We start from the raw sequence: 16,086 nt of genomic DNA, 5'->3' as shown, positions 1-16,086 counted from the left end.
CTGGAGCAGGGCGAATGGGCTCTTGCGAGGAGAGGCCTTGACACGGCGCCGGTGTCAGCGGTCGCGTAATGGAACCGGCGACCGACGGGGTCTGCACCGGCCACGCTGGAAGGGGGCCGTCTCTGGAGCGACCTACAGGGAACCCGGCACGCGTACGAAGATTTTGTAGGAGGCCTACCATCTCGATGGCCCTGCTTCTTGCCACCAGTCGGGCCGGCCGGTGGCCGGCCGGTGGCCGGACGCCTTTGGACGGTGCAGCCTCGTGTGGCACGGGTCAACTTCTTGCATGTGCTCTGATCAGGCACAACGTCACCACACGGCACGATGGAACACCATGCAACACGATCCCTCACGGTCTCGTAATGCGTAGGTCTCGGGTTCGAATCCCGAAGGCGGCTCCATAGTGAATCCCGGGTCGTGCCTCTGACCTGGGGTTTCTTGTTTTGGCTGGCCTTGGAATTCGGGCTAATGGGGCACCTGTGGTCTGTACATCGCAATGCGTAGGCCTGAGGTTCACAGTCGGTGGCGGTTTCGCTCTGTAGGGCTGTGAGCTGGCCTTTTGTCTCATGTGGCCACTCTCTTCGGGCTGTTCGGATTGGCGTGGTGCCGTGTGGTGGCCGAGCGTGCAAACCGGCTCTCGGCTAACCGTGAAATTGGTGGTTCGCAGTGAGAGTGATGGTTGTTGCATCTCGACAATCGCGCTCCGTCTGTGGCCCCGTTCGGGCAGCCGCTGGCCCTGACCTGTTGTGGTGGGGTTGGGTGACAGGCAGGGCGTCGGTGTAGTCGTCGGGCGTCCGTTTCGTGATCACGTGAGCTGAAGGAGGGTGAGCGGGCGGTTCCCTGCCCACGGACGTACGCCTCGGAGTTGTTGCGTCTGCCGGCACCGTCAGGTGGAGCGAGCCGACTGTGTTGGAGGATGATCTCCTGCGTGGCTGAAGAGGCAGGTACTGGTGCGGACGACGCTTGTCTATGGGATGAGCGACTGAGTTGGGCGTTCGGACTGATAGCGGATGATCCGGCTGCGAGGACCGCAGCGCTTGCCTATCTGGCTGAGGCACGGAGGCAGGTTGAGGACGCGCTCGGTCGGTTCAACGAGATATGGCGGCTGACGCGGCCCCTGGGGGCGGACGAGCAGTACCGGGAGCCGGCCTTTCTCAAGGCGCGTCGGAGGTATCAGCAGGCGCAGAGACGTTCGCTGCCCGACGGGCTGTGGGATCGCCCTGCGAGCGAGGATCTGGCCTCTTGGCCGGGGTTGCCCTACGCGTTGCTCTTCCTGGAGTGGGAAGCGAGGTTCCCGCAGGACTGGACGCAGCATGCGAAGGCGTGGGGTACGAAGGAGAGCCTGATCCGGGAGGTGGCCCGTGCTCGCCAGGAGGAGGCGATCAAGGCGAAGCTCACCGACCTGGTAGAGATCGTCGTCCATCGTGCGTATCGCTGCAAGGACCGCGAGTACGTGCGGGTTGCCCGGGCTGTCGACAGCGCTGGCCTGCGCGGCAGGCTCGATCGGGCAGCCGATTCCGACAGTCCGTGGGCCCGGTGCCATGCAGGGTATGTGCTCTGGCTCCTTGACCGCCCTGACCTGCCGAATACCCGTCATGTCTGGCAGACCTGGGTGGCAGGCAAGGCTGCGGCGTTGATGTGAGTGCGTTGTGGCAAAGGGAGTCCCTGTTCGATGAGCAGGGGCTTCGTCGTCTGCGGGGCATGATCGCGGAGGGGTAGGGGCAGGCAGCGGACGGCTTGTTGTTGATCGAGGAGGGTGCGATGCCGTCGGTGCTGGGGTTGATGGAACAGCGTGAGGCGCGGGCGAGGCAGGATCTGGAGTCCTGGACGGAGGTCCTGGAGCAGGCTCAGGCGGAGGTGGATGCCGCGCGGGAGCGAGTCGAGCGGGCCCGGGTGGGGCGTGAGGAGCTCGTGTCGGTGCTGGCCGGGGAGAGCCTGGTGAAGACGCCGGTCTCCGTGCCTTCTGATGGTGGGGCGGCTGCTGCTGGGGGATCGGGCGGCCCCGGCGCGGGGCATGGCGAGCGGCCGCCGGTGTGGCGGTCGGGCATGGGCGAGGAGGTGCTCGGCGGCCTGTATCAGGAGGTGTTCGCCGCGGTGGTGGCCGCTTCGGGGCCGGTGAACGGGGTGGAGCTGACGCGGGCGGTGGGCCGGGAGGCGGAGATCAAGAACGAGGTGGAGAAGATCCGTCACCGTGCCTACGTGCTGGAGAAGCGGGGCTGGCTGGTGCGGGCGAAGGACGGACGGTTCATGCCCGCGCCCGGAGCAGTCGGCCGGGGCGTTTCTCCGGCCATCGCGGAGCGTCAGCAGCCAGGCGCCGGGACAGCCTGATCACGGCGGCCCACCACACCATCTGCTGGTGGTGGTCGGGGCGGCGTTCGTGGTCACGGTTGAGGCGGCGTGAGCGGGAGAGCCAGCTCAGCGTGCGCTCCACGACCCACCTGCGGGCCAGTACGACAAATCCGCGTTGCCCGTCGGAGCGGCGCACGACCTCGATGCGGACTCCGTGGCGGGCGAACGCCTTCGCCAGCGCCGGCCCCTGGTAGGCGCTGTCGACCCACACCAGTTTCAGCAGCCGGCCCGGCTGGTCCATGAACGTCTCCAGCAGCGCGGGGGCAGCCTTGGAGTCGTGCACATCGGCCGTGGTCACGGTGACTTCGAGGAGCAGGCCCTCGGTGTCGGTCAGGATGTGGCGCTTGCGCCCGTCACGTGACTTGCCGCCGTCGTATCCGCGGCTATCCTCGCCCACGGTCTCGGAGGCGTCCACCGACTGACTGTCGATGATTGCCGCACTGGGCTCGGCGTTGCGGCCTGAGCGTTCCCTCGCCGAACGTCGCAGGCGTTGGTACAGCTCACGCACGTAGTCGTAGGACCGCCAGCGGCGGAAGAAGTCGTAGACCGCCCGCCAGTACGGGAAATCGACCGGCAGAGCCGCCCACTTCACACCGTTGTCGACCAGATAACGCACAGCGTCGAGTATCTCGCGGTGGCAGTACGCCTCCGGACGCCCGCCCCGCTTGAGGAGCCAGGCCGGCACCGGCACCGCGGAGCGGACCTCGGCCCACTCCGCATCCGTCATGTCACTGGGATAGCAGCGTGCCCGCAGCCCTGGAGCGATCGAACCGAACCGGTGCACGTAGCAGTCACACCCAGGAGTGACCGCGGTGGACGCAGGCACAGAGATGCTGCTCAACTGATCGGGCAACGGGCTTCCTTGGTCGTGCTGGTGTCGTAACCGCGTCACTACCAAGGAGCCCGTTCTTTCATGCCCGCGACCGCACCCGTACCTCTGTCCAGATGATCACCCGCGCCGCACACCTCGAACGAAATCCGGTTAGCCACAACGCACTGACCTGAGGACGATGCCGGGAAGGTCTCGTGATCATGGAGTGCTCTACGCCCTCATGACCTGTCTGGAAGACCGTGCCTGCCGACGCATCATCCGCGATCCCGCTCGCCCTTGACCAGCTCCGAGAGCATCTCGACGTCGGCCCCGGCGAGGTGCCCGGCTTGCTGGAGCGGCTGACCCAGGTGCCGGACCCGCGCGATCCGCGCGGAGTGCGGCACGCCCTGTCCGTCGTCCTTGCGCTGACCGCGTGCGCGGTGCTGGCCGGGGCGACTTCGCTGCTGGCAGTCGGCGGGTGGATCGCGGACGCGCCACCGCAGGTACTGGAGGGACTTGGCGTGTGCCCTGATCCGGTGCTGCCTCGGCGGCAAGGACATCCCGCTCCAAGGCCGCACCCACGGCACAGGCCACGGCCGCGCCGAGATCCGTCGCATCAAGGTCGCCACCGCGGGCAACCTGCGCTTCCCCGGCGCCCGCCAGGCCGTGCAGATCAAGCGCCGACGAACCGACCGCAGGACCGGCAGGACCACCCTCACCACCGTCTACGCGGTCACCAGCCCGACCGCCGAGCAGGGCACTCCCGCCCAGCTCACGAAGTTCATCCGCGACCACTGGAAGATCGAAGTCCTGCACCACGTCCGCGACACCACCTTCGCCGAGGACGCCTCCCAACTGCGGACCGGCAACGCACCCCGCGCCATGGCAACCTGGCGCAACCCTGCCGTCGGCGCCCTGCGAATGAACGGCGTGAAGAACATCGCCTCCGGCCTCCGCCAGAACGCGCGCGACGCCCGCCGACCCCTCGCGCTCCTCGGCCTCGCGTGATCACAAAACGAACGCCCGCCGACTACGCCGAAGCCATGGGGTGACAGGCAGCTGTGTGCGGAAGGCGCCGTCCATGCGGACCAGGGCCCCCTCATCGCCCCTGGTCTCCGAAATGCATCGAGCAATCCCTGGGTCTTCGCCGACGAGCCGTTCACTGCCGCCTTCGGGGTCAGTGGTGCGCCCGGGATGGCGCCGGTAGTGCTTTCTCTGGTCATGGTTCTGCCGTTCTCCGAGAACCTGATCGACCGGCAGGAAGCGGCCTGTGGGGCGGCTCACTCTCGAAATGCCCTTGATTTGGTCAAGGGCGTCCCATACGTTTCTTCCGCCACTGCAATGCGACATGGCCACATCAATTTCATAGCGGGCTCTGGGGAGAGCCTGAGGGGGGAGACAAGGGCATGACCAACCCTTGGTTCCGGCGGCTTCGTGCTGCCCGGACACTCGGCGCCCTGATTTGCGGCGCCGTCGTCATGGGCTCGTTGCCCGCCGTCATCAGTCCGGCCATCGCGGCCGGCAGCACGCTGCCTGCCTCGGCCGAGGCAGGCGCGTTCGCACTGGCCGCGGAGACCGGCGAACCGGTGGAGATCATTCAGCAGCGCACCGAGGACGAGCTCGTCTACGCCAACCCGGACGGCTCGCTGACCAGCGAGACCAGTGTCCAGCCGCAGCGTGTCCAACGGCCCGACGGTAGCTGGGAGAAGGCGGACGCGACTCTCGAACGTCGCCCGGATGGCACGGTCGGCCCCAAGGCCGCCGTCGTCGACCTGGCCTTCGCGGCGGCCGGTTCGTCCGACCTCGTCACGCTCGGCGAGGAGGGGAAATCCTTCACGCTGCGCTGGCCCGCCCCGCTGCCCGAGCCGGTTCTGGACGGGGACACCGCCGAGTACCGCGAAGTGCTGCCCGGCGTGGACCTGCTGGCGACCGCCTCGGTCACCGGCTACTCGTACGTCCTGGAGGTGAAGACCCCGGAGGCGGCCCGTAGTGAGGAGCTGGCCGAACTGCGGCTGCCCGTACGGTCGGAGGGTCTAGAACTCGGCACCAGTCCGACCGGTGGCCTCCAGGCGGTGGACGCCTCGGGGGAGCGGGTCTTCGGCGGGCAGGCACCCAAGATGTGGGACTCCGCCACCGCCGGGGTCCCCGCCGACGCCGTCCCCGCCTCGGGCCCGGACACCCCGGCCCAGGAGGCTCCCGACGCGGGCGCGAAGGTCGTTGACATGACCCTCGACGTCTCCACGACGGCCGTCACCGTCGAGCCCGACCGCGCCCTGCTCACTGCCGCCGACACCGACTTCCCGGTCTACATCGATCCCGAGGCCGGGATGTCGAAGAGCGAGTGGCTGTATGTGTCGAGCTCGCATCCGAGCACGGAGTTCCACAAGTTCAAGGATGAGGAGGGTGTCGGCCGCTGTTCGGCCAAGACCATCGGCGGTATCTACTACGTGTGCAGCGGCTCGCCGTACACGAACCGCATGTACTTCCAGTTCGCCACGAAGGGCTGGCAGAACCGCACCATCTCCAAGGCGGTCTTCGAGGTCTACGAGACCTTCGCCTTTTCCTGTACCAAGAGCGCCGTCAACCTGCACATGGTCGCCGAGGGGGGTGTCGACTCCGCCACCAACTGGAACAACAAGCCCAAGGACGGCGACCTGCTGGTCGACAGGACAGTCGCGTACGGCCGGGGCGACAGCTGCAGCCCGGACGCGCCGGCGAGCTGGGTCGGCTTCGCGGACAACGCCGACGAGAGCAACGAGAACCTCACCGCCTCCGTCCGTAAGAAGGCCGCTGGCGAGGACTCGATCGCCTTCTCGCTGCGCGCCGCCGACGAGGACGACCCCAACTCCTGGAAGCGGTTCCGGGGTGACAACGCCAAGCTCGTCGTCACGTACAACACCCGCCCGGACAAGCCCACCGGTGAGCGGCTGACCAACCCGGACGAGAAGACCTGCACCACCGACAACACCAAGCGGCCGTGGATCCGGGACGCGACCCCTCGCATGTCCGTCACCGGCACCGACGCCGACTCGCACACCGACGGCAGCGGCCAGAACCTGACCGCGACGTTCCAGGTGTGGGACCAGGATACGAGCCGGCCCCTCGTCTACGAGGGCAAGGACGGACCGCAGAACGAGGGCAAGTTCGAGCGGGAGATCCCCGTCAGGGAGCTCAAGCACGGTGGCGGCTACCGCTGGCGCGCGCAGACCTACGACGGTTCCACCGGCAGTCTGAAGAACTCCGGCTACTCCCCGTGGTCCGACTGGTGTGAGTTCGTCGTGGACGTGGAGCGGCCCGACACCGAGCCGCACGTCGAGCCGGTGACAGGCGAGGCCGACCTCCCGGCGGGCACCAAGCGGCATTTCACCTTCTCCGCCAACGGCAACTCCGACTCGGTGTTCAAGAACGACGTCGAGTTCTACGAGTGGGACCTCGGCAACGACACTCCCACCCGCAAGGCTGACCCGACCGCTCTCGGCGGCAAGGCGACCGTCGAGGTCGCGCCGAGCACCTTCGGACCGAACGTGCTCTACGTCCGCAGCGTGGATCGGGCCGGCAACCGGGGGCCGCTGGAGAAGTACTTCTTCACCGTCGACCGCGCCTGCGCCGACGTCCTCGCCGACACCTGCGCCGCCGCCGTCTACGGCCTCGACCAGACCTCAGGCACCACCACACCCGACGCCTCCGGCCACGACCGGGACCTGACGGTCAAGGGAGCCGACTGGGTCGCGGGCAACAACTCCGCGAGCGACCCGGCCGACAAGGCGCTGCGCTTCAACGGCACCACCGACCATGCCACCGCCGCCTCCGCCGTCCACACCGGGCAGGCGTTCACCGTCTCGGCGTGGGTGCGGCCCACGTCGCTGGCCAAGAACATCTCGGTGATCAGCCAGGCGGGCAGCCAGGGCAACGGATTCAACCTCTACTACTCCACCGCCTACAAGCGCTGGATCTTCGGCCGCCACATCAGCGACACGGCGGACTCCGACCTCGTACGCGCCATGGCGTCGAGCGAGCGTCCCGCGACCGTCAACAAGTGGGTCCACTTGGCCGGTACGTACGACCCGGTGGCCCGGAGGTTCACGCTCTTCGTCGACGGCGAGGAGCAGGGCAGCGCCACCGTCACCGACGTCTGGAACGCCACGAAGGGTCTCAACATCGGCCGCGCCCGGTACGGCGCCGACTGGTCCGACCCCTTCGCCGGTGACATCGACGACGTACGCCTCGTCCCCGGCCTGCTGTCGGGGACGGAGATCTTCCGGCTCGCGAACAGCTGACGACTGCTCACAACCACTGACGATTCCTGACCAGAGCCGTCCACCCGGGTGCCCGAACTCCTCGGGCACCCGGGGCACTTTTCCACACCCATACGGGAGGGGGAGCGCGCATGCGCGCATCTCGCAGACACAGAACGCACCCCTGGGCCAAAGCCCTCGGTATCACCCTCACTTCAGCCCTGACTGTCACCCTGCTCCAGGGCACCCCGGCCTTCGGCGACGACTCCGACTATGCCCGGGAGCAGCGGCGTCCGAAGACCCAGGACGTCGCCTCCACCCCGGTCGTCGAGCAGGACGGCGAGGTCACCCCGCTCAAGCACACCAAGGGGTTCGGTCAAGCGCTGAACCCCAAGGCCACCTGGCCGAAGGCGGGCAGCGCGACCGTTGACCTGGCGGGCTCCGGCATGCGGAGCGCGCGGTCGAGCACGAAGGCCGGCTCGCTACCGGTCCGCGTCGGCCCGGCAAAGGGCGTGACCCGCTCAGCGACGGCCGCCGCCACACCGACCCGTGCCAAGGTCGACGTCCTCAGCCACGCCGCCGCCCAGAAGGCGGGCATCGACGGCCTGTTGCTGAAGGTGACCCGCGCCGACGGCCGTACGTCGGTCACGAACGGCAGGGTCTCCGTCGAGGTCGACTACGCGGCCTTTGCCCAGGCCTACGGCGGCGACTGGGCCCAGCGGCTGCGCCTGGTCGAACTCCCCGCCTGCGCGCTGACCACGCCCAAGGCGGACAAGTGCCGCACCAGTATCCCGCTGAGGACCGACAACGACGTGCGCGGGCAGAGGCTCACCGCCGACGTGGCCGCTCTGTCGGCAGCCAAGGCCCCGCTGCTGGCGGTCGCGGCCGGACCGGCGGGCGGTTCCGGCTCGTACGCGGCGACCTCGCTGGCCCCGTCCGCCTCCTGGCAGGTCGCCGCCCAGACCGGCAGCTTCACCTGGCAGTACCCGCTGCGGGTACCGCCTGCGATCGCGGGGCCGTCCCCGCAGCTGGGTCTCGGCTACAACTCGGCGTCCACGGACGGCCGTACGGCCTCCAGCAACAACCAGACCTCCTGGATCGGCGAGGGGTTCGATCTCTCCGCCGGCTACATCGAGCGCTCGTACCAGTCCTGCACGGAGGACGGCCACGACGAGGCCGGGTCGCAGAAGTACGACCTGTGCTGGCACTCCGACAACGCCACCATGAACTTCGGCGGCCGGGCTGGTGAGCTGGTCAAGAAGGCCAAGGACGAGTGGCGTCTGAAGCAGGACGACGGCACCCGTATCGAGCGTAAGTACGACGGCTTCAACTCCGACAACAACGACGAGTACTGGGTCGTCACCACCACCGACGGCACCCGCTACCACTTCGGCAAGGGCAAGCGCGAGTCCGAGGCCGCCGACACAGAGAACACCGGCGCCACCCTCGAAGTCCCGGTATTCGGTGACGACAAGGACGAGCCCTGCCACGCGGACACCTTCAAGGACTCCCGCTGCCAGCAGGCCTGGCGCTGGAACCTCGACTACGTCGTCGACGTGCATGGCAACTCGATGACGTACTACTACGGCACCGAGAGCAACAAGTACGACAGTGTGCGCGGTGACAAGGTCGTCTCCTACGACCGCGGCGGCTGGCTCAAGCGGATCGAGTACGGCGAGCAGCAGGGCAAGGAGAACACCACCGCCGCGCCCTCGCAGGTCGTCTTCGACGTCGCCGAGCGCTGCACGGGCGCGGTCGCTGACTGTGAGCCGGCCGACCTGAAGGAGTCCACGGCCAAGCGCTGGCCGGACGTGCCGTTCGAGCAGATCTGCACCTCCGACACTGAGTGCAAGGACCAGTGGTCCCCGACCTTCTTCTCCCGCAAGCGGCTGGCGAAGGTCACCACGCAGGTCCTGGGCTCCGACGGCAAGACGTACGGGGACGTCGACGAGTGGGACCTGGCGCACAAGTACCAGAGCGCCGACACCACGCACGCGCCGGCCCTGTGGCTGGAGTCGGTCACGCACTCCGGCAAGGACGGGGCGAACAAGCTCCCGAAGGTCACCTTCTACGAGCGGCAGGACGCCAACCGCGTCGACACCGGCTCCGATGACCGGCTGCCCATGTACAAGTGGCGTATCCGGGCCATCCAGTCGGAGACCGGCGGCACGATCTCGGTCAACTACAAGCCGACCGAGTGCACCCCGTCGAACCTCCCGACCCCCGAGACCAACACCAAGCGGTGCATGCCGTCCTTCTGGTCGAAGGAGGGCACGGTCGGGGAGAAGGAGGACTGGTTCCACAAGTTCGTCGTCGACACGGTGATCGAGGACGAGGTCACCGTCACCGGCCCCAACAAGGTCACGTCGTACGACTACGCGGGCGCCGCCTGGGCCTTCGACGACAGCGAGCTGGTCAAGACCAAGAAGAAGACCTGGAATCAGTGGCGCGGCTTCCGCCAGGTCACCATGAAGACCGGTGAGGCGGGCAGCAAGCAGCTCCGCGCGGAGACCACCTACCTCCAGGGCATGGACGGCGACCGGGAGAAGGAGTCCGGCGGCACCAAGTCCGTCACGGTCACCGCCTCCGACGGCACGAAGATCCGTGACGACGCCCGCCACCAAGGCTTCGTCGTGGAGCAGCGGAGCTTCAACGGCGGCGCGGAGGTGACCGGTTCGGTCAGCACGCCCTGGAAGTCCGAGCCCACGGCGACCGAGGGCAGGGACGAGGCGTCCTACGCAGCCGTCAAGTCGGTGAAGACCCGCACCGCCCTCGACGACGGCAAGGTCCGCCGCGCCGCCATCGAGCACTTCTACGACTCGTACGGCATGCTCGTCCGTTCCTCCGACTCCGGCGACCTGGCGGTCGAGGACGACGACACCTGCACGACGAACGAGTACAACCGCAACACCGACGCGAACCTGCTCACCCTGCTCAAGCGCGTCACGGTCGTCCCGGTCAACTGCGACGACGGCGCGCCGACTGAGTACAAGGGCGAGGCGATTTCCGACGTCCGCACCTGGTACGACAACCGTGACACGTACGGGACCACGCCCACCAAGGGCGATGTGGTGCGTAGCGAGAAGGTCAAGGGGTACGCGGACGACGGCACCCCGCAGTACGTGACGACGTCGACAGCCAGGTACGACGTGCACGGCCGTGTCGTGGAATCCGCCGACCAGGCGGGCAACGCGACGAAGACGACGTACACGCCTGTGACGGGTGGGCCGGTCACGGGCATGAAGGTCGAGGACCCGCTCGGCAACACCACGACCTCCGCGGTCGACCGTCGCTGGGGCCTGGTCACGGCCACGGTCGACGCCAACAAGCAGCGCACCGACCTGGAGTACGACGCCCTCGGCCGTCTGCTGAAGGTCTGGCTCCCGGGCCGCGCCAAGGCGACCGACACGGCGAGCCTCGAATACGCCTACCTGGTCCGCAACAACGCGCCCGTCGTCACCACGACGAAGTCGCTGCTGCCGAACGGCTCGGTGGCCACCAGCCATCAGCTCAGCGACGGTCTGATGCGTCCGCGCCAGACGCAGACCCCGGCCGCCAACTCGGGCCGTGTCATCACGACCACCGAGTACGACAGCCGTGGGCTGGCGGTGAAGGAGATCGGCCCGTTCTACAACACGGCGGCTGTCGGTACGACGTTTGTGAACGTGGTGGACGCGTCCGAGGGGACACCTCGGGAGACGGAGACGGTCTACGACGCCGCGGGCCGGGCGACGGACTCGATCTTCCGGGTCGCGGGCACCGAGAAGTGGCGCACGAAGACGGGGTACCACGGCGACCACATGACGGTCGACCCGCCGGCCGGTGCCACGCCCTCCGCGACGTACACCGACGCGCAGGGGCAGACGACCAAGGTCCTGGAGTTCAAGGCCTCGTCGCCCACGGGCGCGGCGGACACGACGTCGTACGACTACGACGCGGCGGGTCGGCTCGCCGAGGTCAAGGACGAGTCGGGCAACGTCTGGTCGTACGGCTATGACGTGCGCGGTCGTCAGACCCAGGCGGTCGACCCGGACGCGGGCACGACGTGGATGACGTTCAACGATCTCGACCAGGTGAAGACGGTCCGCAACCAGCGGGACATCACCCTCACCTTCAACTACGACAAGCTGGGCCGTCAGCGGTCGCTGTACAACGGCGACAAGAAGCTGACGACCTGGGAGTACGACAGCGCCACCGTGCCGAACGGCAAGGGCCGTCTTGCCTCGGCCACCAAGTGGGTGGGGGACAACGGCTACGTCTCGTCGGTCGACGCGTACGACGTGGCGGGCCGCCCGACGAAGACCTCGGTGACCGTCCCCGCCTCCGAGGGCAAGCTGGCCGGGACGTACACGGCGACGGCGTCGTACAAGCCGGACGGCTCGATCGACGACGTCGGGCTCCCGGCGGCCGGCGGTCTCCCGGCGGAGACGATCACCACGGGCTACACGGCGACCGGTCTGCCGTCTTTCACTCTGGGTGGCTCGACGGACTACGCCCGCGAGACCCGTTACTCCAACTACGGCGAGATGCTCCAGTTGACCCTGGGCACCGCCAGCGCGGACAAGTACACCTGGCTGACCAATACCTACGAGGAGGGCACCCGGCGCCTGGAGCGCGCCCGCATCGACCGGGAGATCGTCAAGACTCCGGACTCCGACATCACCTACGGCTACGACGCCACCGGCAACATCCAGAAGATCGCCGACGCACCCGAAGGTAAGACGGCGGACGTCCAGTGCTTCACGTACGACTACCTGCGCCGCCTGACCGAGGCATGGACCCAGACGGCCACCGGCTGCGCGCCGAGCGCCGGTGAGGCGACCGTCGGCGGCGCGGCCCCGTACTGGCACTCCTACGCGTATGACACGGCGGGCAACCGCACCGGCGAGGCCCGCCACGCGACCGGCACGACCGGGGACGCGGCGATCACGCAGACGACGGCGTACGTGCCGAACGGCACGGGGAAGCCGCACGCCCACGGGCTGAAGTCGGCGGAGGTCCGCACGGCCACGTCGGGCTCGTCGGCGAAGGAAGTGACGGCGGCCCAGTCCTTCATGTACGACGAGGCGGGCAACACCGTCCGCCGCACGAAGGCGGCGACGGACCTCTCCCCGGCGGTCGACCAGAAGCTGGACTGGGACGAGGAGGGCCGCCTGGGCGCGGTCACCCCCTACCTGTCCGGCGACACCCTCGACGAGGCGAACAAAACCTCGTACGTGTACGGCCCGGACGGAAGCCGCCTGCTCCGCAAGGAGAAGGGCGCCGTCACGCTGTACCTGGGCAGCCAGGAGATCCGCCTCGACACGGCGAAGAACTCCGTGTCGGGCACGCGCTACTACTCACATGGTGGCCAGAAGATCGCCGTGCGGACGCCGACCGGTGTGACCTGGCTGGTCGGCGGCCAGAACGGCACCGCGGAAATCGCCGTCAAGGCGGCGGACTCGGCGATCACCCAGCGCCGCACCCTGCCCTTCGGTGAAGTGCGGGGAGCCAAGCCGGCGGCGGGTGCGTGGCCCGGTGACAAGTCGTTCGTGGGCGGCACGGCCGACGCGACGACCGGCCTGATCCAACTCGGCGCACGCGCGTACGACCCGGCCGCAGGCCGCTTCGTGTCCGTGGACCCGAAACTCAACCTCGCGGACCCGCAGCACCTCAACGCCTACGCATATGGCCGCAACAACCCGTTGGCCTTCCCGGACCCGACGGGTCTGTACTGGGGGGAGTCCTGGCTCAGCCCGATCGGCCACGGAGGCCTCGACCTCGTGGGCCTGGTGCCCGGCTTCGGTGAGCCGGCCGACCTCCTCAACGGCGTCTGGTACACGGCCGAGGGCAACTACATCGACGCGGGTCTGTCCTACGCTTCGGCGATCCCGATCGCGGGCTACGGCGCGACCGCTGCAAAGGGAGCGCGGTACGTCGACAAGGCCGTGGACGCGGTCGACGCGGCGACGGACACCGTCAAGGCGGCCGAGAAGACGAAGGACGCGGTCAAGAACGCCGAGAACGTAACGCCGCCGTCCACCCCCAAGCCCAAGCCCCCGCCCAAGCCGGCTCCGCCAGCCAAGCCCAAGCCGGCTCCGCCGGCCAAGAAGGCCGACGGTCCGAAGAAGAGCGAGAAGGCGGACGCCGACAAGCCCGCGAGGCCGAAGAAGGACGACGATCCGGACAACGTCTACATCTACAAGGCTCCGTACAAGGGACAGACCAAGAAGATTAAGGAGGAGGGCTTCAAGCCCGAGGATTACCCGGGCAGCAAGGGCCAGAACCCGGACGGCGCCGCCTACTTCGGCCTGGGCGACAGGGGGCTGGGCATCGCGGAGGACTATGCGGGGCGGGGTGCCTACGATGGGACAGTCCTGGAGATCAAGATCCCCAGGGCAGACTTCGACCAGTATTTCGAGAAGTTCGTCGGTTCGTACGATGGAACTCCACGCGCCGAGGTCGGAATCCCCAAGGAGATGTTCGGTCTCCTCAACTCATATCCACTGAGAGTGATGGACGAGCTATGACCAACCCCGAGGTACCCGAGGCCGAGATGCGCCTCATGGGGACCCTCGTCGAGGGAGAGGCCACGGCGGTTTTCCGCTGGGGAGTCATCGTGGACCTGGGCCTGTCACGGGACGGCCTCATCGATGTCCTCTACATCGACGATGACGACAATTACCAGGTGGGAGACCGCGTGTCCTGCTACCTGAGCGTTTTCGACGAGATGAAGAACAAGTTCATCCTGAGGCCCCCGGGGCAGGTACCGGTCGCGGAACGCCTGCGCAGGCGAGGTCTCCTGTCCTGACCTTCCGGAGAACGGCGATCGCCGGGGAGCGCGTACGACGAGCTCCCCGGCGATCGCCGTGTGAGTGGTACCTCAACTCCTACCCCTTGAGAATGATGAAGCGGTGACCGGTGGTGAGGTGAGCGAAACCGAGATGGGTCTCATGGGGACCCTCGTCGAGGGTGAGGCCATCGCCGTCTTCCGCTGGGGAGTCATCGTGGACCTGGGGCTGTCACACGTTGGCCTCATCGACGTCCTCTACATCGAGGATGACGACAACTACCAGGTGGGAGATCGGGTGTCCTGCTATCTGAGTGTCTTCGACGAGATGAAGCGCAAGTTCATCCTGAGGCCCCCGGGACAGGTGCCTGTCGTGGAACGCCTGCGCAGGATCAGGGAACAGCGGGATCTCTCCTCCTGACCTTCCGGACAGCGGCGGTCGCCGGGAAGCATGTGTGACGAGCTTCCCGGCGACCGCCGTGACGCCAACCTGCTGCTGGATGAACGAGCTGAGGAAGGGAGAAGCACTTGTAGGGGATCGGCAACGCTCCTGATCGTCCTGCCAGCCCTCTGGGCAGATAGGGTTGCGCGCTCGTGGCGCTCTTTCTGGCGGCTCTTCAGTAATTCCGCCGGTGGACAGCCGGTGGACAGACGCCTTTGGACGGTGCAACACGAAGGAGCACCGGTCAACCTGCCGCACATGTTCTGATCAGCACAAACGTCACCGGACAGCACGACGGAACACCACGCAACACGATCCCTCACGGTCTCGTAATGCGTAGGTCTCGGGTTCGAATCCCGAAGGCGGCTCCATGGTGGACCCCAGGTCAGGCCTCTGACCTGGGGTTTTTTGTTTTTGTTGACCTTGGAATTCGGTCCGATCGGGCGCGTGCGGTCTGTGCATCGCAATGCGTAGGTCGGACGTTGACGGCCAGTGTCGGAAGCGGATCGCGGGGCTGTGACCTCGGCATTTGTTCATGACTGTCGATTTCCCGGCCCCGTCCGGTTCGAGCTGGTGGCCATTTGGTGGCCAGGCGTGCAGAGGTCGTGCAGATGGATCCTCGGTCAGCCTCGCGGTTTTCGCATGGGAGTTGTGCCATCCAGACAATCGCGCGGCCGGCCGGGTTTCCGTGGGGAGTGGACGACGACGTGCTGCTTCACTATCGGCCGTCCCCGTAGGGCGAACCGAGCTGGATCGCGTCGTCGGTCGGTGCGGCGACCTGCTGCTCGGAGGCTCCGGCGTCCTCGGCCGCCTGCGCGGTCGTGTACGCGTGACCGCCCGCGTCGACCGCGCCGGCGACCGTATTGGCGGCCTCGGCTCCGTCGGCCCTGGACCTCGCGACCTACGACAACAGCCGTGACGGCCGATCCAGCCGGGGCCCAACTGTGCGGCGTCGGTGCACGGTGCGGGATGGCTTGGGCTCGGCGGATACCGGTCAGGGCGCCGTGCTGTCGTGTCCGCTCGACAAGGCGTCATCCGTAGGCGTCCGCGGCGAGGCCGTGACTCCCTTGGCCGTTGGGCGCAGGCCGCGCTCATGGGTGTGGAACCCGTAGTGGTGGAAGACGTGGGAACCGCCTGCGGGTGTGGATCACGACATGCCACAGTCGCGGGTATGCGCGGCGCGGACGGAGTGACGGACGGGGGTGTCCCGGCACAGTCGGGGACGGGCGCGGAAGGGTCCGTGACCGAGGTGGTGCGGCGGCGGTGGGGTGTCGCCCTGGGCGGGGTGCTCCCGGCGCGGTTCTTCGAGCCCGGCTGGGTCTACGAGGAACGGGTGGAGCGCCGTTGTCCCGTCTGCGAGGGGGAGTTGCACGCGCTGCGCAGGCCGTACGAGTCGCGGGGGGCGGGTGTACCGGTATGCCGCGCTGGTCTGTCCGGGCTGCCCCACCGCGTTCAGTCTCGCTGACCTGGGGGTGAAGAC

General features: G+C 67.8%; 10 protein-coding genes and 1 pseudogene. 9 read left to right on the top strand and 2 right to left on the bottom strand.

Going from position 1 to position 16,086, the window contains the following annotated elements:
• Positions 1 to 928: 928 nt before the first annotated feature.
• Positions 929 to 1,642 carry a hypothetical protein gene (locus OG241_RS24780; protein WP_405817984.1) on the top strand — a complete coding sequence of 238 codons (714 nt, stop codon included), beginning with the start codon at positions 929 to 931 and terminating at the stop codon, positions 1,640 to 1,642.
• Positions 1,643 to 1,761: 119 nt separating this feature from the next.
• On the top strand, positions 1,762 to 2,328 hold the full coding sequence (locus tag OG241_RS24775; RefSeq protein WP_405817982.1) for a hypothetical protein: 567 nt from the start codon (positions 1,762 to 1,764) through the stop codon (positions 2,326 to 2,328).
• Here OG241_RS24775 and OG241_RS24770 read toward each other — a convergent pair.
• Positions 2,246 to 3,076 (bottom strand): IS5 family transposase, encoded by an 831-nt coding sequence (locus OG241_RS24770; protein WP_405817980.1) that lies wholly within the window; start codon positions 3,074 to 3,076, stop codon positions 2,246 to 2,248. The two genes, OG241_RS24775 and OG241_RS24770, sit on opposite strands and share 83 nt — an antisense overlap.
• A gap of 359 nt (positions 3,077 to 3,435) precedes the next feature.
• Entirely contained in the window at positions 3,436 to 3,564 is a 129-nt protein-coding gene (locus OG241_RS24765) for a hypothetical protein (RefSeq protein WP_281258711.1), read from the bottom strand.
• Between OG241_RS24765 and OG241_RS24760 the strand changes: the two are divergent.
• The 7 genes and pseudogenes from OG241_RS24760 to OG241_RS24730 form a co-directional block, all read left to right on the top strand.
• Positions 3,529 to 3,618 (top strand): annotated as a pseudogene (locus tag OG241_RS24760) (transposase family protein); the annotation flags it as partial. The gene OG241_RS24765 and the pseudogene OG241_RS24760 overlap by 36 nt on opposite strands.
• Before the next feature lie 58 nt (positions 3,619 to 3,676).
• Complete coding sequence (locus OG241_RS24755) at positions 3,677 to 4,168, top strand: hypothetical protein (RefSeq protein WP_405826913.1); 492 nt, start codon at positions 3,677 to 3,679, stop codon at positions 4,166 to 4,168.
• 398 nt (positions 4,169 to 4,566) lie between these two features.
• The gene (locus tag OG241_RS24750; RefSeq protein WP_405817978.1) at positions 4,567 to 7,437 is read left to right on the top strand and encodes a LamG-like jellyroll fold domain-containing protein; all 2,871 of its coding nucleotides are present in this window, start codon (positions 4,567 to 4,569) and stop codon (positions 7,435 to 7,437) included.
• A gap of 110 nt (positions 7,438 to 7,547) precedes the next feature.
• Complete coding sequence (locus OG241_RS24745) at positions 7,548 to 13,904, top strand: RHS repeat-associated core domain-containing protein (protein WP_405817976.1); 6,357 nt, start codon at positions 7,548 to 7,550, stop codon at positions 13,902 to 13,904.
• Positions 13,901 to 14,185, top strand: coding sequence for a S1 RNA-binding domain-containing protein (locus OG241_RS24740; protein ID WP_405817974.1), 285 nt, complete (start codon positions 13,901 to 13,903; stop codon positions 14,183 to 14,185). The genes OG241_RS24745 and OG241_RS24740 overlap by 4 nt, the downstream gene beginning before the upstream one ends.
• Before the next feature lie 118 nt (positions 14,186 to 14,303).
• Entirely contained in the window at positions 14,304 to 14,585 is a 282-nt protein-coding gene (locus OG241_RS24735; protein WP_405817973.1) for a hypothetical protein, read from the top strand.
• Between the two features lie 1,192 nt (positions 14,586 to 15,777).
• Positions 15,778 to 16,071 (top strand): hypothetical protein, encoded by a 294-nt coding sequence (locus OG241_RS24730; protein ID WP_405817971.1) that lies wholly within the window; start codon positions 15,778 to 15,780, stop codon positions 16,069 to 16,071.
• Positions 16,072 to 16,086: the final 15 nt, after the last annotated feature.

This window comes from Streptomyces sp. NBC_01390 (genome assembly GCF_045040105.1).
Taxonomy (GTDB): Bacteria; Actinomycetota; Actinomycetes; order Streptomycetales; family Streptomycetaceae; genus Streptomyces.
Note: the sequence above shows the minus strand (reverse complement) of the source record. Positions and strands in the feature narration are given on the sequence as shown.